The organism is Streptomyces caatingaensis (assembly GCF_001187435.1).
In the GTDB taxonomy this organism is placed as follows: Bacteria; Actinomycetota; Actinomycetes; order Streptomycetales; family Streptomycetaceae; genus Streptomyces; species Streptomyces caatingaensis.
Genome location: NZ_LFXA01000004.1, coordinates 301,397 through 320,068, shown reverse-complemented (window position 1 = coordinate 320,068; position 18,672 = coordinate 301,397). Strand labels below are relative to the sequence as shown.

Genomic DNA, 18,672 nt, shown 5'->3' with positions numbered 1-18,672 from the left:
CCCGGAGTGAGCGCGAGATAAGCGACCGACATAATGTCGGTCGTGGCGACAGCAACAGCAGTAGATACCGGGCACGCGCACCCCTCGGTCAACCGACCGAACCTCACCAGCGTCGGAACCATCATCTGGCTGAGTTCCGAGCTGATGTTCTTCGCGGCCCTCTTCGCGATGTACTTCACCCTCCGATCGGTGACCGGTGCCGACCAGTGGAAGGAGGCGGCATCGGCGCTGAACATCCCGTTCTCGGCGTCGAACACCACGGTCCTGGTGCTCTCCTCGCTCACCTGCCAGCTCGGCGTCTTCGCCGCCGAGCGCGGTGACGTGAAGAAGCTGCGCACCTGGTTCGCGATCACGTTCGTGATGGGCGCCTTCTTCATCGGCGGCCAGATCTTCGAGTACACCGAGCTGGTCAAGGACGACGGGCTCTCGCTCTCGTCGAACGCGTACGGCTCGGCCTTCTACCTGACGACCGGCTTCCACGGCCTGCACGTCACGGGCGGCCTGATCGCCTTCCTGCTGGTGATGGGCCGGACCTACGCGGCCAAGAGGTTCACGCACCACCAGGCGACGGCGGCCATCGTCGTGTCCTACTACTGGCACTTCGTCGACGTGGTCTGGATCGGGCTCTTCGCCACGATCTACTTGATCAAGTAATTGGTCCCGTCCCGCACCGGACCAACAGTCCAGCATCGACGCAGAAGATCCTGACACCGGGGTAATCCGTGAAAAAGCTCTCCGCACGACGACGCCATCCGCTGGCGGCGGTCGTCGTCCTACTCTTCGCGCTGGCGGTCACCGGGGGGCTGTACGCCGCGTTCGCGCCGGCGGAGTCGGCCAAGGCCGATGACTCCGCGCAGTCCCTCGCCATCGAGGAGGGCAAGAAGCTCTACGCCGTGGGCTGTGCCAGCTGTCACGGCACCGGCGCGCAGGGCACCTCCGACGGGCCGAGCCTGGTGGGCGTGGGCGCGGCGGCGGTCGACTTCCAGGTCGCCACCGGCCGTATGCCGATGCAGCAGCAGGGTGCCCAGGCGCCCCGCAAGAAGCCGGTCTACACGCAGGCCCAGATCGACCAGCTGGCCGCGTACATCTCCTCCCTCGGCGCGGGCCCCGCGGCCCCGACGAAGGACCAGTACAGCCCGGAGGGCGCGGACGTGGCCAAGGGCGGTGAGCTGTTCCGGCTCAACTGCTCGCAGTGCCACAACTTCACCGGCAAGGGCGGTGCGCTCTCGAACGGCAAGTTCGCGCCGAACCTCGAGGGTGTCAACCCGAAGCACATCTACGAGGCCATGCAGACCGGCCCGCAGAACATGCCGTCCTTCCCCGACAGCGTGCTGTCGCAGAAGAACAAGAAGGACATTGTCGCGTACCTCGACGAGGTCAACTCCAGCAAGTCGGAGAGCCCGGGCGGCCTCGGACTGGGCGGCTTCGGCCCGGTCAGTGAGGGTCTGTTCGCGTGGGTCTTCGGCCTGGGCGCGCTGATCGCCGTCGCCATCTGGGTCGCCGCCCGGACCGCAAAGGCCAAGAAGTCATGAGTAGCCAAGACATTCCAGAAGAGACCCTGCCGAGCAAGCAGGGCGAAGCGCACGAGGGCGCCGTGGCGGTCGCGGGTGACCCGTTCGCCGACCCGGGCCTGCCCCCGCACGAGCACCGCATCCAGGACATCGACGAGCGGGCCGCCAAGCGCTCCGAGCGCGCCGTGGCGTTCATGTTCACGCTGTCGATGCTGGCCACGATCGGCTTCATCGCCGCCTACCTGGCCATCCCGGTCGACAAGAACATCTACGTGTTCCCGATCGGGCACGTCAGCGCGATGAACTTCACGCTGGGCCTGACCCTGGGCGTGGCGCTGTTCCTGATCGGCGCCGGCGCCGTCCACTGGGCGCGCACCCTGATGTCCGACGTCGAGCACATCGACGAGCGGCACCCGATCGAGGCCCCCTCCGAGGTCCGGGCCAAGGTCATCGCGGACTTCCACCAGGGCGCCGCCGAGTCGGCGATGGGCCGCCGCAAGCTGATCCGCAACTCGATGTTCGGCGCGCTCTCGCTGCTGCCGCTCTCGGGCGTGTTCCTGCTGGGCGGGCTCAGCAAGGCCCCGGGCACCAAGCTCCGTCACACGGCTTGGGGCAAGGGCAAGAGGCTGGTCAACCAGAACACCAACCAGCCGCTGCGCCCCGAGGACATCCAGGTCGGCTCCCTCACCTTCGCCATGCCCGAGGGCATGAAGGAGGAGGACCACGACTTCCAGAACCAGATCGCCAAGGCGGCCCTGATGCTCGTCCGGCTCCGTCCGGAGAACATCAAGGACAAGAAGGAACTGGACTGGTCCGTCGACGGCATCGTCGCCTTCTCCAAGATCTGCACGCACGTGGGTTGCCCGATCAACCTGTACGAGCAGCAGACCCACCACGTGCTGTGCCCGTGCCACCAGTCGACGTTCGACCTGTCGGACGGCGGCCGTGTGGTGTTCGGCCCGGCCGGCCACGCCCTGCCGCAGCTGCGGATCAAGGTCAACGACAAGGGCTACCTTGAGGCGATGGGCGACTTCCAGGAGCCCGTCGGTCCTGCCTTCTGGGAGCGCGGATGAGTACTGCAGACACGACGACGACCCGCGCCGGCGCGCAGGGTCGCAAGGCGCCCGCCGGTGAGCGGGTGGCCGACTGGGCCGACGGCCGGCTGGGGATCTACACCCTCGCCAAGGGCGGGATGCGCAAGATCTTCCCGGACCACTGGTCCTTCATGCTGGGCGAGGTCTGCCTCTACAGCTTCCTGATCATCATCCTCACGGGTGTGTATCTGACGCTGTTCTTCCACCCGAGCATGAACGAGGTCGTCTACCACGGCTCGTACGTCCCGATGCAGGGCGTGCGGATGTCGGAGGCGTTCAAGTCGACGCTGGACATCAGCTTCGACGTGCGCGGTGGTCTGCTGATCCGGCAGATCCACCACTGGGCGGCCCTCGTGTTCATCGCGGGCATGATGGTGCACATGATGCGCGTCTTCTTCACGGGCGCGTTCCGCAAGCCGCGCGAGATCAACTGGCTGTTCGGCTTCCTGCTGCTGGTCCTCGGCACGTTCACCGGCTTCACCGGTTACTCGCTGCCGGACGACCTGCTCTCCGGCACCGGTGTCCGCATCGCCGACGGTCTGGTGATGTCCATCCCGCTGGTGGGTACGTACATCTCCTTCTACCTCTTCGGCGGGGAGTTCCCGGGCACGGACTTCGTGAGCCGGTTCTACTCGATCCACATCCTGCTGCTGCCGGGCATCATGCTCGGTCTGGTGGTCGGCCACCTGATCCTGGTCTTCTACCACAAGCACACGCAGTTCGCGGGTCCGGGCCGGACCAACAAGAACGTCGTCGGCATGCCGCTGATGCCGGTCTACATGGCCAAGGCGGGAGGCTTCTTCTTCCTGGTCTTCGGCATCATCGCGGCGATCTCCGCCATCGCGACGATCAACCCCGTCTGGGAGCTCGGCCCCTACCGGCCGGACCAGGTCTCGACCAACGCCCAGCCGGACTGGTACCTGGGCATGTCCGAGGGCCTCTTCCGGATCATGCCGGGCTGGGAGATCAGCTTCGCGGGCCACACCCTGGTCCTGGGCGTCTTCATCCCGCTGCTGGTCTTCGGCGCGGTGCTGACGATCATGGCGGTCTACCCCTTCATCGAGTCGTGGGTGACCGGCGACAAGCGCGAGCACCACATCCTGGACCGCCCGCGCAACGCCCCGACGCGCACCGCCTTCGGCGTGGCCTGGCTGACGCTGTACGGCGTGGCCCTGATGGCCGGTGGAAACGACCTGTGGGCCACCCACTTCCACCTGTCGGTCAACTCGGTCACCTGGTTCGTCCGCATCAGCTTCTTCGTCGGCCCGGTCCTGGCGTTCATCGCCACCCGCCGGATCTGCATGGGTCTCCAGCGCCGCGACAAGGACAAGGTGCTGCACGGGCGCGAGTCCGGCATCATCAAGCGCCTGCCGCACGGTGAGTTCGTCGAGGTCCACGAGCCGCTGACGCAGGAGCAGCTGCACACGCTGACCGCGCACGAGCAGCCGAGGCCGCTGGCCCTGGAGCCCGAGGTCGACGAGAACGGTGTCGTCCGCAAGGTGAAGGGCACGCAGAAGCTGCGGGTCCGGCTCTCGAAGAGCTACTACGGCGAGGACCGGTACGTCCCCAAGGCCACGGCCAAGGAGTACCAGGAGATCACGAGCGGCCACGGCCACCACTGATCACCCCTCACCGCTGATCGCCACAGCGAGGCGCCCCGTCCGGTCCCCGGACGGGGCGCCTCGCCGTTCCCGGACCTGGTTAGGCTGGTGCCGACAGCCGGACGACCACCAGGAGCGTGGACCCATGAACGTTGCGACCCCCCCAGGCGGCGACGGCGCGGTGTCCCTCTCCTGGCCGGCCGTTCTGGAGGCGCTGCTCGGCGGGCGGGACCTGAGCGCGGACGACACCGCCTGGGCCATGGACCAGATCATGCGGGGGGCGGCCACCGACGCGCAGATCGCGGCCTTCGCGGTGGCCCTGCGGGCCAAGGGCGAGACCGTCGCCGAGATCTCCGGACTCGTCCGGGCCATGTACCGGCACGCCCACCTCATCGAGGTGCCCGGCCCCAGCGTGGACATCGTCGGCACGGGCGGCGACGGCGCCAGGACGGTGAACATCTCCACGATGTCCGCCATCGTCGTGGCCGGCACCGGCGTGAAGGTCGTCAAGCACGGCAACCGGGCCGCGTCCTCCGCGAGCGGGGCCTCCGACGTCCTGGAGAAGCTGGGCGTCAACCTGGACCTCTCCCCGGCGCGGGTGGTGGAGGTGGCCCGCGAGGCGGGCATCACCTTCTGCTTCGCGGTCAAGTTCCACCCCGCGCTGCGGCACGTGGCGGCGGCGCGGCGGGAGATGGGGGTGCGGACGACGTTCAACGTCCTCGGCCCGCTGACCAATCCGGCCCGGGTCCGGGCCCAGGCGACCGGTGTCGCGGACGCGCGGATGGCGCCCGTCCTCGCCGGCGTCCTCGCCGACCGGGGCTCGACGGCGCTGGTCTTCCGCGGCGACGACGGCATGGACGAGCTGACGACCACGGCGACGTCGCGGGTGTGGGTCGTCCGGGACGGCGCCGTGCGCGAGGAGCGCTTCGACCCGCGGGACGTGGGGATCGGGATCGTCCCCGTGGACGCGCTGCGGGGCGCCGACGCGTCGTACAACGCGGAGGTCGCGCGGCGGCTGCTGGAGGGGGAGCGGGGGCCGGTGCGCGACGCCGTGCTGCTCAACAGCGCCGCCGCGCTGGTGGCGTTGGCGCCGTCGGCGGCCCCGCTGCCGGAGCAGATCGGGGCGGCGATGGGGCGGGCGGCCGAGTCGATCGACTCCGGGGCGGCGCGGGCGGTCCTGGAGCGGTGGGTGGCGGCGAGCAACGCCTAGCGGCCGGCCCGCCCGGGGTGCCTTCTCCGCGCGGCGGCGTGCTGCCGCGGAAGCGGCGAGGAGGAGGGGCGGGGGACAACTCCCTTTCGGCACACCGGCGGGCTGTGCCATACTCACCCCCAGGTCACGAGCGACAGCGATACGGCCCCGGCCCGCTGTCCGGCAACCCTCCGTCCGTGGCGGGGTGCCCCGGGTGATGACCGGGCCGCAGGCAGCGAGGTCTGCGGCAAGCGCGGATCCCTCCACCAGGGATCCTGGTCGTCGAGGGAGATCCTTCCGTGATGCAGCGAATGCGCTAGGGCCCAGGGCCCCTTCTCCGCGTTCACCGAGCAACCCTTCGCCGTTCCACGGGAGTCCGCCATGCCCGCAACCGCAACCCGCCAGGTCGCCGCCCCCCTCCCCGTCCTCGGACACGACGTCCTCGTCCCCCTCGTCACGGGGGGCCAAGTCCCGTACGCCGCGCTGGACTACGCGGCGAGCGCCCCCGCCCTGCGCCGCGTCTGGGACGACGTCGCGGCGTACGCGCCGTACTACGGCAGTGTGCACCGCGGCGCGGGCCACCTGTCGCAGCTGTCGACCGAGCTGTTCGAGAACAGCCGGGCGACGGTCGGGGAGTTCCTCGGCTGCCGCCCGGGGGACGAGGTGGTCTTCACCCGGTCGACGACCGACTCGCTCAACCTCCTCGCCGCCGTACTCCCGCCCGGCACAAGGGTGTTCGCGTTCGAGAGCGAGCACCACGCCGCGCTGCTGCCCTGGGGGCGGCGGGCGGACACGGCGGTGACGTGGCTGGACGCGCCGCGGAGCCCGGAGCGGGCCGTCGAGGCGCTGGAGCGGGCGCTCGCGGCGCGCGAGCCGTACGGACCGGCCCTGGTCTGCGTGACGGGCGCGTCGAACGTGACCGGAGAGCTGTGGCCCGTCCGGGAGTTGGCCGCGGCCGCGCACGCGCACGGCGCGCGGATCGTCCTGGACGCCGCCCAGCTCGTGCCGCACCAGGCGGTGGACGTCACCGCACTGGACGTCGACTGGGTCGCGTTCTCCGGGCACAAGCTCTACGCGCCGTTCGGCGCCGGCGTGCTGGCCGGGCGGACGGACTGGCTGCGCCGGGCCGAGCCGTACCTGGCCGGCGGCGGCGCCACCCGCCGGGTGGCGCGGGGCGCGGCGGGCGAGCCCGTGGTCGAGTGGCACGAGACCGTGGCCCGGCACGAGGCCGGCTCGCCGAACGTGATCGGCGCGTACGCCATCGCCTCGGCCTGCCGGGCGCTGACCGCGGCCGGCCCCGGCCGGCTGGCCGCCCGGGAACAGGCGCTGCTGGCGCGGCTGCGCGCGGGCCTCGCCGAGGTGCCGGGCGTGCGGGAGATCTCGCTGTTCGGGGCCGACGCGCCCCGGGTGGGCGTGGTGTCCTTCGTCGTGGACGGCTGGAACAGCTCGCACTTCGCGGCGGCGCTGTCCGCCGAGTACGGCATCGGGGTGCGCGACGGGCTCTTCTGCGCCCATCCGCTGGTGCGGGCGCTGCTCGCGGAGAACAGCGGCGGCGCTGCGGGGGAGTGCGGGGCGCCGGACGAGGCGCCGGCGGCGAGCGCGATCCGGGTCAGCTTCGGGGTGGGGACGCCGGAGGAGCACATCGACCGCTTCGTGCGGGCGGCGGGGGAGCTGGTGACGCGCGGCGCGCGCTGGACGTACCGGACGGAGGGCGGCCGCTGCGTCCCCGAGGGGCCGGTGGCCTAGAGGCGCCCGTGCCCGGCCGGCCGCCGGGGCCGTCAGCTGTCGAGGCCGATCGCGAACGCCGCCTCGAGGTCGTGCTGCGAGTACGTGCGGAACGCGATGTGCGTCTCCGTCGAGGCCACGCCGGGGATCTTGCTGATGCGGCCCGGGATGACGTCCGCCAGGTCGTCGTGCCGGGCCACCCGGACCATCGCGATCAGGTCGTAGGCGCCCGTGACGGAGAAGACCTCGCTGACCCCCTCCAGCGCCGCGATCCGCTCGGCGATCTCGGGGATGCGGTCCACGTCCGTCTTGATGAGCACGATCGAGGTGATCACGTCGTTCCGTCTCCTTCGGTGGCCGCGGCGTCGTCCTTCACTCTAACCGCACGCCGTCCGCTCACCCATGCGAAGCAGAAGCCGAGGCCGAAGCCCAGGACGTGGGCCAGATAGGCGACGCCCGGCCGGTCGCCCGGGGCGCCCGCGCCCGGCCACTGGAGGGCGAACCAGAACAGCAGCACCGCCCAGGCCGGGAAGCGCAGCGGCAGGAAGAAGAGGAACGGGAAGAGGCTGGTCACCCTGGCCCGGGGGAAGAGATGGAGGAACGCGCCGAGCACGCCGGAGACGGCCCCGGAGGCGCCCACGAGCGACTGGCCGGAGTCCGGGTGCGCGGCCGCGAAGCCGAGCAGGGCGAGGTAGCCGCTGACCAGATAGCACAGGGCGAAGGGGAGGCGGCCCAGCCGTTCCTCGGCCATCGCCCCGAAGACGTGGAGGAAGAGCATGTTGCCGAGCAGATGCAGCCAGTTGCCGTGCACGAAGAGCGCGGTGAGCGGGGAGAGGAGCGCCGCGGGCGCGGAGTGCCAGAGCTGGTCCGGGACGACGCCCCAGCGTTCGAAGTAGGCGGTCCGCGCGGCCGTCAGCGCGCCTCCGGTGCCGTAGGCGGGGTCGAGGCCGGAGGCGGGGCCGAGCAGGAAGACCGCGCAGCAGGCGGCGATGAGGGTGCGGGTGATCCAGGGCGGGTGGGCGGCCGGATCCCGTCGCGCTTGCCTTACGATCATGTCCAGATCATGACGTACCGGGACAAGCCGCACGGAGCGCCCCGCCGGGCGGTCCGGCGCGGCACCGGTGTCACCCCGTCGGCGGACCGGCAGGCCGTAGGGTTACGGCAAAACCTTCATCAGGACGGACGACGATCATGGGCGTTCCCCGGCCGACGGCCACCACCCGGTGGCGCTGCACCCTGTGCGGCAACCTGACCCGGTTCGATGTGACGCGCACGGTCAAGGCCGTGGAATATGTGCACCTCGATCTCGCGGGAGAACCCACCGTGGAGGAGCGGGACGTGGTCAGTGAGACGATCGAGTCCGTGCGTTGCCGCTGGTGCAACGCGGTGGATCACATCGCCTTGGTGGACAGGCCGGATACGAGCGGCTGAGGAACGGAGCGACGCAGCGGTGGTGGAGCACACGGACGACGAGGGGACGGCCGGTGAGGACGGCCGGGCCGAGGACGTCAGCGAGGTGCTCGACCGCCCGTTGCCGGAGGGGATCCGGCGCCGCGTCATCGGCCTGGTGGCCGACGCCTTCGGCGGGCTGACCCTCGCCGAACTCCCGCCGCAGCTGCGGCAGTACGCGCGCTTCACCCCCGTCCGCCGCGCCCGCTTCGCGGGCAACGCCATGGCCGCCGCCGTCGAGGGCGACACCGCCTTCCGGCAGCGGATCTCCGCGCGGCTGCGCGAGGGCGGCTCGGAGCTGGCGCAGGCCGTCGAGGCCGGCTCGCCGCCGGCCGCCGCCGACCCGGAGGACGTGGCGGCGATGGCCTTCGTGCTGCGCCCGCCCGGCTGGGTCAAGCTCGTCACCGCGGCCGGCGAGGAGGCCCAGCGGGCCAGCGCCGAGCGGGCCGGCGAGGAGGCCCGGCGCGAACTGGACAAGCTGCGCGAGGAGCTGGCGCAGGCGCGCGCCGAGGGGCGTGCGGAGGCCGAGCGCTCCCGGGCGGAGCTGGAGGCGGCGCGCAAGGAGGCCGAGTCCCTCCAGCGCAAGCTGCGCAGCGCGCAGAGCGACGTGCGCCGGGGCGAGGCCGCGCTGCGCAAGCTCCAGGGCGAGCTGGACGCGCTGCGCCAGGCGTCCGCGGCCGAACTGACGGCGGCGCTGGGCGAGGCGCGGCGGGCCAAGTCCCGGCTCGCGGAGGCCGAGGCGGCGCTGGAGGCGAGCCGCCGGGCGGTGCGCGAGGGCCGCAGCGTGGAGGACATGCGGCTGCGGCTGCTGCTGGACACGGTGCTGGACGCCGCCCAGGGGCTCCGCCGCGAACTGGCCCTGCCGCCCGCCTCGGCGCACCCGGCGGACCTGGTGGACGCCGTGCGGCCGGGGCGGATGACGCCGAAGGACATCGCGGCGCGCGCTCTGTCGGAGACCGATCCGGCGCTGCTGGACCAGCTGTTGGCGCTGCCGCAGGCCCATCTGGTCGTGGACGGCTACAACGTCACCAAGACCGGCTATCCGACGATGCCGTTGGACAAGCAGCGGCTGCGGCTGCTGGGCGGGCTGGCGATGCTGGCCGCGCAGACCGGCGCCGAGGTGACGTGCGTCTTCGACGGCGCGGAGCTGGCCGCGCCGGTGCTGCTGGCGCCGCCGCGCGGGGTGCGGGTGCTGTTCAGCAAGCCGGGCGTCACGGCGGACGAGCTGATCCGGCAGCTGGTGCGGGCGGAGCCGCCGGGCCGGCCGGTGGTGGTGGTCTCCACGGACCGCGAGGTGGCCGACGGGGTCGCCAAGGCGGGGGCGCGGCCGGTCGCTTCGGCCCTGTTGCTCAAGCGGCTCGCGCGGACCTGAGGGGCGCACGGCGTCCGGCGAAGCGTCAGAAGTCCGTTACGGCTTGTGTTCCGCCCGGTAAAGGATGCCCTCGGTGGGTGAGAATTTCCGGGAGGGATTTGAACGGATCATATGAGGGTCACTAAGGTCGGGCCTCGAACCTTCGCCCGGTGATCATCCATTCGGGGTGACGGTGAAGGTCCCGCCGAGCCCGCGTCGCGGGCGGCGGCCGAGGAAGAAGGAGCTCGACTCCGTGGCGTCCCACCGTCGTCCCAAGCAGCCGAGCCGCACTCGGGTGACCGTCCTCACCGCGACCGCCGCCGCTGCCGTCGCCCTCTCCGCCCACTCGGCCAGCGCCGACCCCGGCGCCAAGCCCACCAAGAGCGAGGCCAAGGAGAAGGTCGACAAGTTCTACGAGGAGGCCGAGCAGGCCACCGAGAAGTACAACGGGGCCAAGCAGAGGCAGGAGAAGCTGGAGAAGGAGGTCGGCGAGCTCCAGGACCGCGTCGCCCGCGGCCAGGAGGACCTCAACAAGCTGCGCGACGGCCTGGGTTCGGTGGCCGCCGCCCAGTACCGCTCCGGCTCCGTGGACCCCTCGCTCCAGTTGATGCTCTCCTCCGACCCGGAGAGCTACCTGGAGAAGGCGTCCACCCTCAACCAGGTCAGCGCCAAGCAGGCGGAGACGCTCAAGCAGATATCCGTCAAGCAGCGCGTCCTCAAGCAGCAGCGCGAGGAGGCCGCCGGCAAGCTCGCCGACCTGGAGTCCACCCGCAAGGCGCTCGGCGAGCAGAAGGCCGCGGTGCAGGGCAAGCTGGCCGAGGCCCGCGACGTCCTCAACCAGCTCACCGAGAAGGAGCGCGCGGAGCTGGAGGCCCAGGAGAAGGCCGAGGCCGCCAAGTCCGCCGCGAAGGCCAAGTCCCAGGCGCAGGAGAGCGGTTCCAAGGACAGCTCCGCCAAGACCGGCGACGGCGACTCCTCCTCGTCCACCGGCAAGCACGTGCCCGCCTCCGGCCGCGCCGGCGCCGCGCTCAACGCCGCCGCCTCCAAGATCGGTTCGCCGTACGTGTGGGGCGCGACCGGCCCCAGCTCCTTCGACTGCTCGGGCCTGACCTCCTGGGCCTACGCGCAGGCGGGCGTGACCCTGGACCGCACCTCGCAGGCCCAGGCCAACAACGGCACCAGGATCTACGACCAGAGCCAGCTCCAGCCCGGCGACCTCGTGCTCTTCTACGGCGACCTGCACCACGTGGGCCTCTACGCCGGCAACGGCCAGGTCCTGCACGCCCCGCGCACCGGCACCGTCGTCCGCTACGAGGCCATGAGCAACATGCCGTTCCAGTTCGGCGTGCGCGTCGGCTGACGGCCCGCCGCCCGCGGCCATCCGCCCGTTCGGGCGAATCGGGCCGCCCCCGGGACGACCCGACGCCCCGCCCATGACCTGCGTCTTGGGCGGGGCGTCCGGCGTACCCGGACCCGGCGCCCGTGCGCGGTCTTTGAACCGGGGGTGAACACGCCGCTACTGTCTGCCGCGCGGTGCCCTCCCCTCTACTCGTCATTCGCCAGGACGGCAGGGGCCCGCGCAGTGAAGGGAGTACGGCAGCACGTGGCGTCCCATCGCCGGCCCGCTCACCCCGGTCGCAACCGGACCGTCCGGGTCACCGTCCTGTCCGCCGCCGTGGCCACCGCGGCGGCCGCCCTCTCGGCAGCGCCCGCCAGTGCCCGCCCCGGGCCCGCCGGCGACGCCACCGGGACGGTCAAGGAGCAGATCGACCGGCTCTACGAACAGGCCGAGCGGGCCACCGAGAAGTTCAACGCCGCCGACGAACGGGCCGGTGCCCTGCGGCGCAAGGTCGAGCAGGCCGCGGACCGCGTCGCCCGCGGCCAGGAGAAGGTCAACGCCATGCGCACCGCCCTCGGCCTCGTCGCCGCGGCCCAGTACCGTGCCGGCGCCGTCGACCCGGCGCTGCGGCTGCTCCTCTCCTCCGACCCCGAGCACTACCTCGACCGGGCCTCCGTCCTCGACCGCGTCACGGGCCGTCAGGCCGGGCAGCTGCACGCCCTGCTGGCCGCCCAGCGGTCCCTGAACCAGGAGCGCCTCGAGGCCGGCCGCACCCTCGCCGAGCTGGAGGACAGCCGGCGGGCCGTCGAACGGCACAAGCGCGAGGTCGAGGGCAAGCTCGCCGCGGCGCGCCGGCTGCTCAACTCCCTGCCGGACGACCAGCGCGAGGAGTACGCGCGGGCCTCGCGCTCCGGCGGCGGCGCCGGGCGGGGCGGCTCCCTGCCGCCGCTCTCCCGGCTCACCGCCTCGCTCCCCGGCGCCGCCGCCCGCACCGCCGGGGAGAACTCCGGCGCCTCCTCCTCGCGCGGGGCCGCCGCCGCGATGGCCGCCCGCTCGGCGGTCGGCACCCCCTACGCCTGGGGGGCGACCGGCCCGTCCGCCTTCGACTGCTCCGGCCTGATGCAGTGGGCCTACGGCCGGGCCGGCGTCGGCCTGCCGCGCACCTCGCAGGCGCAGCGCAACGCGGGCCGGCACGTCCCGCTCTCCGAGGCCCGCCCCGGCGACCTGGTCATCTACCGGGACGACGCCAGCCACGTCGGCATGTACGTGGGCAACGGGCAGGTCGTGCACGCCCCGTACCCCGGGGCGCGGGTGCGCTACGACCCGGCCAACATGATGCCCATCTCCTCCATCACCCGGCCCTGACCGGCCCTGATCACCGGGGTCCGGCCGGCCGGCTCGTACGATGCGGGCCATGGACGGCCGGACGCGGTGGAACGGGCGCCGGGCACTGTGCGCCCTGGCCGCCCTCCTGATGACCCTCTCGGCGCTGGCCGGCTGCGAGAGCGTCGGCCCCGACGGCGGCCGCGTCGAGACCGTCGCCGTGCAACGGCTCCTCGACCGCTGGGCGGCGGCCGTCCGCGGGCACGACGAGCGGGCCTATCTCGACGCCGTGGACCCGGACGCGGCCGCCTACCGCGAGCGGCGCCGGCAGGTCTACGAGAACCTCGCGGACGTCCCGTTCGCCTCCTGGGACTACCGGGTCGCCCGCCTCGGCGGCTTCGCCCCCGCCGCCGGCTCCGGCCACCGGGTGGCCGTCGAGGCCGAACTCCGCTACCGGCTCGCGGGGTACGACGCGGCGCCGGTCGCCGTCCCCGTGCGGCTCACCGCCGTGCAGCGCGCCGGGCGGTGGTACGTCGCCGGCGACGACACCGCCCCCGGCGACCGGCAGCTGTGGGAGCAGGGGCGGGTCACGGTGGTGCGGGGCGCCCACGGACTCGTCCTGGGGGCCGGGCAGCAGACGGACCTGCTGCGGTCCGTGGCCGGGCTCGTGGACGCGGCCGTGCCGGCCGTGGACTCCGCCTGGAAGAACGGCTCCTTCGGCCCGATCGTCGTCGAGATGCCCGCCTCGCTGGAGCGGATGGGGGCGCTGCTCGGGGCGCCGCCCTCCGACTACCGCGGCATCGCGGCCGTCACCACCGGGGACGGGGCCGGGACGCCCGCCCGCATCGTCCTCAACCCCGAGGCGTACGGGGCGCTCGGGGACTTCGGCCGGCGGACCGTCCTCACGCACGAGGCCACGCACGTCGCGACGCGCGACAGCACGTCCTCGGCGACGCCGATGTGGCTGTCCGAGGGCTTCGCGGACTGGGTCGCGTACCGGCGGTCCGGGCGGACGCCGCGTCAGGTCGCGCCCGAACTCGCCCGCTCCGTCGCCTCCTCCGGCCCGCCCCGGGAGCTGCCCGCGGACGCCGACTTCGGCTTCACGGGGGAGCCGGGGAGGCTGGCGCGGGCGTACGAGGGCGGGTGGCTCGCCTGCCGGATGGTGGCGGAGCGGTGGGGGGAGGCGAAGCTCCGCGCCTTCTACCGGGCGGTGGGGAAGTCCGGGGTGGAGCGGGGGCTGGGGGATGTGCTGGGGGTGGGGCTGGGGGACTTCGTGGGGAGGTGGAGGGGGTATGTGGGGGTGGCGTTGCGGGGGTAGGCGCTGACGCGGCGAGGGTGCCCCCTCGGGGGAGGGCCCGGGGCAAACCCCCTCACCGGGACGTGAGTTCCGGCGCCCGCTCCGGGCCGTCCAGGCGGGGCGCCGGCACGGGAACCGTCGCCCGCCACAGCCGCCGGCACGCCACCACCGTCGCCGTCACCAGCAACGCGTTGCGCAACGTCAGCGTCGCCACCCCCAGCTTGTCGCTCGCGACCACATGCGAGAACCAGATGGGGAACTCCAGCTGCGTGAGAGGAGCGACCACGAGCACGAGAGCCACCGGCAGCCCCGCCTGCCGCGACGCCCGCGCCGTCGCGCAGACCGCCGCCAGCCCGATCAGCCACACCACGTACTGCGGGCTGATCACCCGGCTCGTCGTCGTGAACAGGAGCACCGCCGCGAACGCCGCGTCGGACGGCGTGCAGGCCGTGAACCTCCGCGCCTTCAGCCGCCACAGCAGCAGCCAGCCGAACGCCAGCAGGCTCAGGCCCAGCGCCAGCGCGCTGACCGCGTGGACGTGGCGGCCGAGGAACTCCACGGAGCCGTAGTGCAGCCGCGCCCGCCCGTGCCAGCCGAAGTGCCGGCCGAGGTGGAAGACCAGCGAGCCCAGGGACTCGACCTCCGTGCCCCGGTCGCGCTGGAAGGTCAGGAAGGCCAGCGCCCCGGGCATGGCCGCGGCGAACAGCATCGCCAGCACCACCGTCGTCACCAGGGCGGAACTCCACGCGGAGCGGGTGCGCGGGCCGCGCTCCACCCCGATGAGCAGCAGCATGGGCCAGACCTTCAGCAGCGTGCCGAAGCCCGCGAGCGCCCCGGCCGCGCCCGGGCGGCGGCCCAGCGCCAGCAGCGCGGCGACCGCGACGGCGGTCACCATCACGTCGTACCGGGCGTAGACGATCGGCCCGAGCAGCGGCACCCCCGCCACCCACACCCACACCCCGCGCAGGCCGCGCCGCCCGCCGCGGGCCGCGTACAGCAGCAGCCCGAGGACGGCGGCGTCGGCCGCGAAGCAGACCAGGAAGAACGCCGCCGAGTAGCCCAGGAACGGCAGGAGCGCGGGCGAGAGGACGGCGAGCGCGGCGGCGGGCGGGTACTGCCAGGTCACGTCGTCGTAGGGGAAGACGCCCGTGCTCAGGACGCCGTACCAGCCCTGGTAGATCACGTCGATGTCGACGGACACGTCCGACCCCGGCATGTCCAGCACGCGGAACACGCACAGCAGCAGGAATGCACGGGTGAGGGCCCATGTCGCGATCAGGATCCGCGGTCGGGAGCCGGTCCTGGAGCCCGTCATCGTCCACCTCGTCCGGTCGGGGGCGCTACTCGCGGTACGTGCGCCGTCGCTGCAAGGCATGATGCCTGGGAGGCGGGCCGGTACGCGGTGACGTGGCGGGGGCGGCCCCGGTTGCCGCCCGATCGCCGCCCGGAGGCAGGGGGTACTGTCGGCGGCGATGCACAAGACCCTGATCGTCACCAACGACTTTCCGCCCCGCCCCGGCGGCATCCAGGCCTTCCTGCACAACATGGCGCTGCGCCTGGACCCGGAGCGGGTCGTCGTCTACGCCTCCACGTGGAAGCGGAGCGAGGAGGGCGTACGGGCCACCGCCCGCTTCGACGCCGAGCAGCCGTTCCCCGTCGTACGCGACCGCACCACGATGCTCCTGCCCACCCCGCGGGTGACCCGGCGCGCGGCGGGGCTGCTGCGCGAACACGGCTGCTCCGCCGTCTGGTTCGGGGCCGCGGCGCCGCTGGGGCTGATGGCCCCGGCGCTGCGGGCGGCCGGGGCGCGCCGGATCGTCGCCACGACCCACGGCCACGAGGCGGGCTGGGCCCAGCTTCCGGGCGCGCGGCGACTGCTGCGCCGCGTCGGCGAGGGGACCGACGTGATCACCTATCTGGGGGAGTACACGCGGTCCCGCATCGCGACCGCCCTCACGGGCGACGCGGCGTCGCGCATGGTCCAACTGCCGCCCGGCGTCGACGAGAAGACCTTCCATCCCGGTTCGGGAGGGGACGAGGTGCGGGCCCGGCTCGGCCTCACGGACCGGCCGGTGGTCGTCTGCGTCTCCCGGCTCGTGCCGCGCAAGGGGCAGGACACGCTGATCCGGGCCATGCCGGCGGTGCTCGCCCGGGTGCCGGACGCGGTGCTGCTGATCGTCGGCGGCGGGCCGTACGCCGCCGATCTGCGGCGGCTGGCGGCGGAGACGGGCGTCGCGGACTCCGTGCGCTTCACCGGGCCGGTGGAGTGGGAGGAGCTCCCGGCCCACTACGGCGCCGGCGACGTCTTCGCCATGCCGTGCCGGACGCGGCGGGGCGGGCTCGACGTGGAGGGACTGGGGATCGTCTACCTGGAGGCGTCGGCCACGGGGCTGCCGGTGGTGGCGGGGGATTCGGGCGGGGCGCCGGATGCGGTGCTGGAGGGGGAGACGGGGTTCGTGGTTCGCGGCGGCTCCGCCGCGGCCTGTGCCGATCGTCTCGTCGAGCTGCTTCTCGACTCGTCGTTGCGGGCGCGGATGGGGGCGCGGGGGCGGGAGTGGGTGGAGGAGCGGTGGCGGTGGGATCTGCTGGCGGAGCGGCTGGAGGGGCTGCTGTAGGGGGAGTCGTGCCCCGCCCCTCCCCCAGAGGGGGGCACCCCCGCTTTCACCGTTTCCTCGCGCTGCCGCGCGGGGGCATCGCGGCTTCGCCGCGCGGACAACCGCGGCGCTGCCGCGCGGGAGACAACCCTCACCCGTGATAGATCGCCTCGATCTCGTGCGCGAAGTCCTTCGCGACAACATTCCGCTTCAGCTTCAGCGACGGCGTCACATGCCCGGATTCCTCCGTGAACTGCCCCGCCAGCACACGGAACTTGCGCACCGACTCCGCCTTGGAGACCGCCGCGTTCCCGTCGTCCACCGCCTTCTGGACGTCCGCGAGCAGATCCGGATCGTCGGCCAGCTCCGCCGCCGTCAAATCCGCCCGTTTCCCGTGGGACTTGAGCCAGCGCGGCAGGAAGTCCTGGTCGAGGGTGATGAGCGCGCCGACGAAGGGGCGGCCGTCGCCGACGACCATGCACTCGGCGATGAGCGCGTGCGCGCGGATGCGGTCCTCGATGACGGCGGGGGCGACGTTCTTGCCGCCCGCGGTCACGAGGATCTCCTTCTTGCGGCCGGTGATCCGGAGGAAGCCGTCCTCGTCGAGCGTGCCCAGGTCGCCCGTGTGGAACCAGCCGTCGGCGAGCGCCTCGGCCGTGGCCTTCTCGTTGTTCCAGTAGCCGGTGAAGAGGTGCTCGCCGTGCAGCAGCACCTCCCCGTCGTCCGCGATCCGGATCACGGAGCCGGGCAGCGGCTGCCCGACGGTGCCGATCTTGGGGCGGTCCCAGGGGTTGAAGGCGGTCGCGGCGCAGGACTCGGTGAGGCCGTAGCCCTCCAGGACGGTCAGGCCGACGCCCCGGTAGAAGTGGCCGAGCCGCTCGCCCAGCGGCGCGCCGCCGGAGATGGCGTGGGTGACGCGGCCGCCGAGCACCGCCCGCAGCTTGGAGTAGACGAGCCGGTCGAAGACCTTGTGCTTGAGCTTGAGGCCGAAGGACGGTCCCCCGGGGGTGTCCAGCGCGCGGCTGTAGGCGATCGCCGTGTCCGCGGCCTTGTCGAAGATCTTGCCCTTGCCGTCGGCCTGCGCCTTCGCCCGGGCGCCGTTGTAGACCTTCTCGAAGACCCGCGGCACGCCGAGGATGAGGGACGGCCGGAAGGACGCCAGGTCGTCGGTGAGGTTCTTGATGTCGCTGACCATGCCCAGCCGGATCGGCGCCAGCAGCGCGCCGATCTCCACCAGACGTCCGAAGACGTGGGCCGCGGGCAGGAAGAGGAGGACGGACGAGTCGCCGGTGCGGAACAGGGGTTTGAGGCGTTCGACCGCGTTGCCGCACTCGGCGAAGAAGCTGCGGTGGGTGAGCACGCAGCCCTTGGGGCGCCCGGTGGTGCCGGAGGTGTAGACGATGGTCGCGGGCGAGTCGGCGTCGGCCAGCGAGCTGCGCTCGTCCACGTCCTCGTCCGGGACGCCCTCGCCCGCCGCGCGGAGCGCGTCGAGCGCGCCGTCCTCGATCTGCCAGACGTGCTTGAGCTCCGGCAGCCGCTCCCGCACGGACTCCACCGCGGCCTCGTGCGCCCCGGTCTCCACCAGGCAGGCCACGGCGCCGGAGTCGCCCAGGATCCACTCGATCTGCTCGGGGGAGCTGGTCTCGTAGACCGGCACGGTGACCGCGCCCGCGGTCCAGATGGCGAAGTCCAGCAGCGCCCACTCGTAGCGCGTGCGCGACAGCAGGCCGATCCGGTCGCCGGGCCGGACGCCGGAGGCCATCAGGCCCTTCGCCGCGGCGCGGACCTCGGCGAGGAACTCGACCGCGGTCACGTCCTGCCAGCCGTTCGCGGTCTTGCGCCCTATGACGACCACCTCGGGGTGGAGCGAGGCGTTCCGGCGGATGAGATCCGTCAGGTTTCCGTCCGCGGGGACCTCGTAGAGGGCCGGAAGGCTGAACTCGCGCAAGACTGCTGCTCCTCGTCGGGCGCCGGCGCCGCCGCGTCGTCGAGGGGCGCTGCGTCGGCTGCGGTCCATGTGTTTCAGGCAGGTGATGGGGGATGAAGGCAGGGGTGAAGGAGGACGGCCCGGACGTTACCCACCAGTACAGCTTTCGAATAGAGGGTCGCGCCCAGATGTTCTGTGCGTCACATGCCGCGGAACCGCTCCCGGCACCCTAGCCCCTCCTCTTGGTGACCCGGAAGTAACCGCAGGTCGCA

At 72.7% G+C, this 18,672-nt stretch carries 16 protein-coding genes and 1 riboswitch; of the genes, 12 read left to right on the top strand and 4 right to left on the bottom strand.

Annotation, left to right across the window (positions count from 1 at the left end; translation table 11 throughout):
- The first annotated feature begins 33 nt into the window (after positions 1-33).
- From ctaE to AC230_RS08785, 6 genes are all read left to right on the top strand, one after another.
- Positions 34-654 (top strand): aa3-type cytochrome oxidase subunit III, encoded by a 621-nt coding sequence (ctaE, locus tag AC230_RS08810; protein ID WP_049715508.1) that lies wholly within the window; start codon positions 34-36, stop codon positions 652-654.
- 68 nt (positions 655-722) lie between these two features.
- Positions 723-1,532, top strand: a complete 810-nt coding sequence (gene qcrC / locus AC230_RS08805; protein WP_049715507.1) for a cytochrome bc1 complex diheme cytochrome c subunit — start codon at positions 723-725, stop codon at positions 1,530-1,532.
- Entirely contained in the window at positions 1,529-2,584 is a 1,056-nt protein-coding gene (gene qcrA / locus AC230_RS08800; RefSeq protein ID WP_049715506.1) for a cytochrome bc1 complex Rieske iron-sulfur subunit, read from the top strand. The genes qcrC and qcrA overlap by 4 nt, the downstream gene beginning before the upstream one ends.
- The gene (gene qcrB, locus AC230_RS08795) at positions 2,581-4,227 is read left to right on the top strand and encodes a cytochrome bc1 complex cytochrome b subunit (RefSeq protein WP_049715505.1); all 1,647 of its coding nucleotides are present in this window, start codon (positions 2,581-2,583) and stop codon (positions 4,225-4,227) included. Before qcrA ends, qcrB begins: the two co-directional genes overlap by 4 nt.
- A gap of 124 nt (positions 4,228-4,351) precedes the next feature.
- Positions 4,352-5,416 carry an anthranilate phosphoribosyltransferase gene (trpD, locus tag AC230_RS08790; RefSeq protein ID WP_049715504.1) on the top strand — a complete coding sequence of 355 codons (1,065 nt, stop codon included), beginning with the start codon at positions 4,352-4,354 and terminating at the stop codon, positions 5,414-5,416.
- Positions 5,417-5,538: 122 nt separating this feature from the next.
- Positions 5,539-5,655, top strand: a riboswitch (SAM riboswitch).
- A 121-nt stretch (positions 5,656-5,776) separates the two neighbouring features.
- A complete protein-coding gene (locus tag AC230_RS08785) occupies positions 5,777-7,141 on the top strand; it encodes an aminotransferase class V-fold PLP-dependent enzyme (protein WP_049715503.1) in 1,365 nt (454 codons plus the stop codon).
- 32 nt (positions 7,142-7,173) lie between these two features.
- Here AC230_RS08785 and AC230_RS08780 read toward each other — a convergent pair whose 3' ends face one another.
- Positions 7,174-7,455 carry an Lrp/AsnC family transcriptional regulator gene (locus AC230_RS08780; protein ID WP_049715502.1) on the bottom strand — a complete coding sequence of 94 codons (282 nt, stop codon included), beginning with the start codon at positions 7,453-7,455 and terminating at the stop codon, positions 7,174-7,176.
- Entirely contained in the window at positions 7,452-8,174 is a 723-nt protein-coding gene (locus AC230_RS08775) for a rhomboid family intramembrane serine protease (RefSeq protein ID WP_049715501.1), read from the bottom strand. The genes AC230_RS08780 and AC230_RS08775 overlap by 4 nt, the downstream gene beginning before the upstream one ends.
- Positions 8,175-8,311: 137 nt before the next feature.
- Here AC230_RS08775 and AC230_RS08770 point away from each other — a divergent pair, with 137 nt between their 5' ends.
- The 5 genes from AC230_RS08770 (at position 8,312) to AC230_RS08750 (ending at position 13,900) form a co-directional block, all read left to right on the top strand.
- Complete coding sequence (locus tag AC230_RS08770; RefSeq protein ID WP_049715500.1) at positions 8,312-8,551, top strand: hypothetical protein; 240 nt, start codon at positions 8,312-8,314, stop codon at positions 8,549-8,551.
- 22 nt (positions 8,552-8,573) lie between these two features.
- Positions 8,574-9,941, top strand: a complete 1,368-nt coding sequence (locus AC230_RS08765; RefSeq protein ID WP_049715852.1) for an NYN domain-containing protein — start codon at positions 8,574-8,576, stop codon at positions 9,939-9,941.
- 232 nt (positions 9,942-10,173) lie between these two features.
- Positions 10,174-11,280, top strand: coding sequence for a C40 family peptidase (locus AC230_RS08760; protein WP_049715499.1), 1,107 nt, complete (start codon positions 10,174-10,176; stop codon positions 11,278-11,280).
- Between the two features lie 243 nt (positions 11,281-11,523).
- Entirely contained in the window at positions 11,524-12,624 is a 1,101-nt protein-coding gene (locus AC230_RS08755; protein ID WP_049715498.1) for a C40 family peptidase, read from the top strand.
- A gap of 49 nt (positions 12,625-12,673) precedes the next feature.
- On the top strand, positions 12,674-13,900 hold the full coding sequence (locus tag AC230_RS08750; RefSeq protein ID WP_049715851.1) for a lipoprotein: 1,227 nt from the start codon (positions 12,674-12,676) through the stop codon (positions 13,898-13,900).
- A 52-nt stretch (positions 13,901-13,952) separates the two neighbouring features.
- Here AC230_RS08750 and AC230_RS08745 read toward each other — a convergent pair whose 3' ends face one another.
- On the bottom strand, positions 13,953-15,194 hold the full coding sequence (locus AC230_RS08745) for a glycosyltransferase 87 family protein (RefSeq protein ID WP_049715497.1): 1,242 nt from the start codon (positions 15,192-15,194) through the stop codon (positions 13,953-13,955).
- 157 nt (positions 15,195-15,351) lie between these two features.
- Between AC230_RS08745 and AC230_RS08740 the strand changes: the two genes are divergently transcribed.
- A complete protein-coding gene (locus AC230_RS08740; protein ID WP_049715496.1) occupies positions 15,352-16,494 on the top strand; it encodes a glycosyltransferase family 4 protein in 1,143 nt (380 codons plus the stop codon).
- Positions 16,495-16,624: 130 nt separating this feature from the next.
- Here AC230_RS08740 and AC230_RS08735 read toward each other — a convergent pair whose 3' ends face one another.
- Positions 16,625-18,421 carry an AMP-dependent synthetase/ligase gene (locus tag AC230_RS08735; protein WP_049715495.1) on the bottom strand — a complete coding sequence of 599 codons (1,797 nt, stop codon included), beginning with the start codon at positions 18,419-18,421 and terminating at the stop codon, positions 16,625-16,627.
- Positions 18,422-18,672 lie beyond the last annotated feature (251 nt).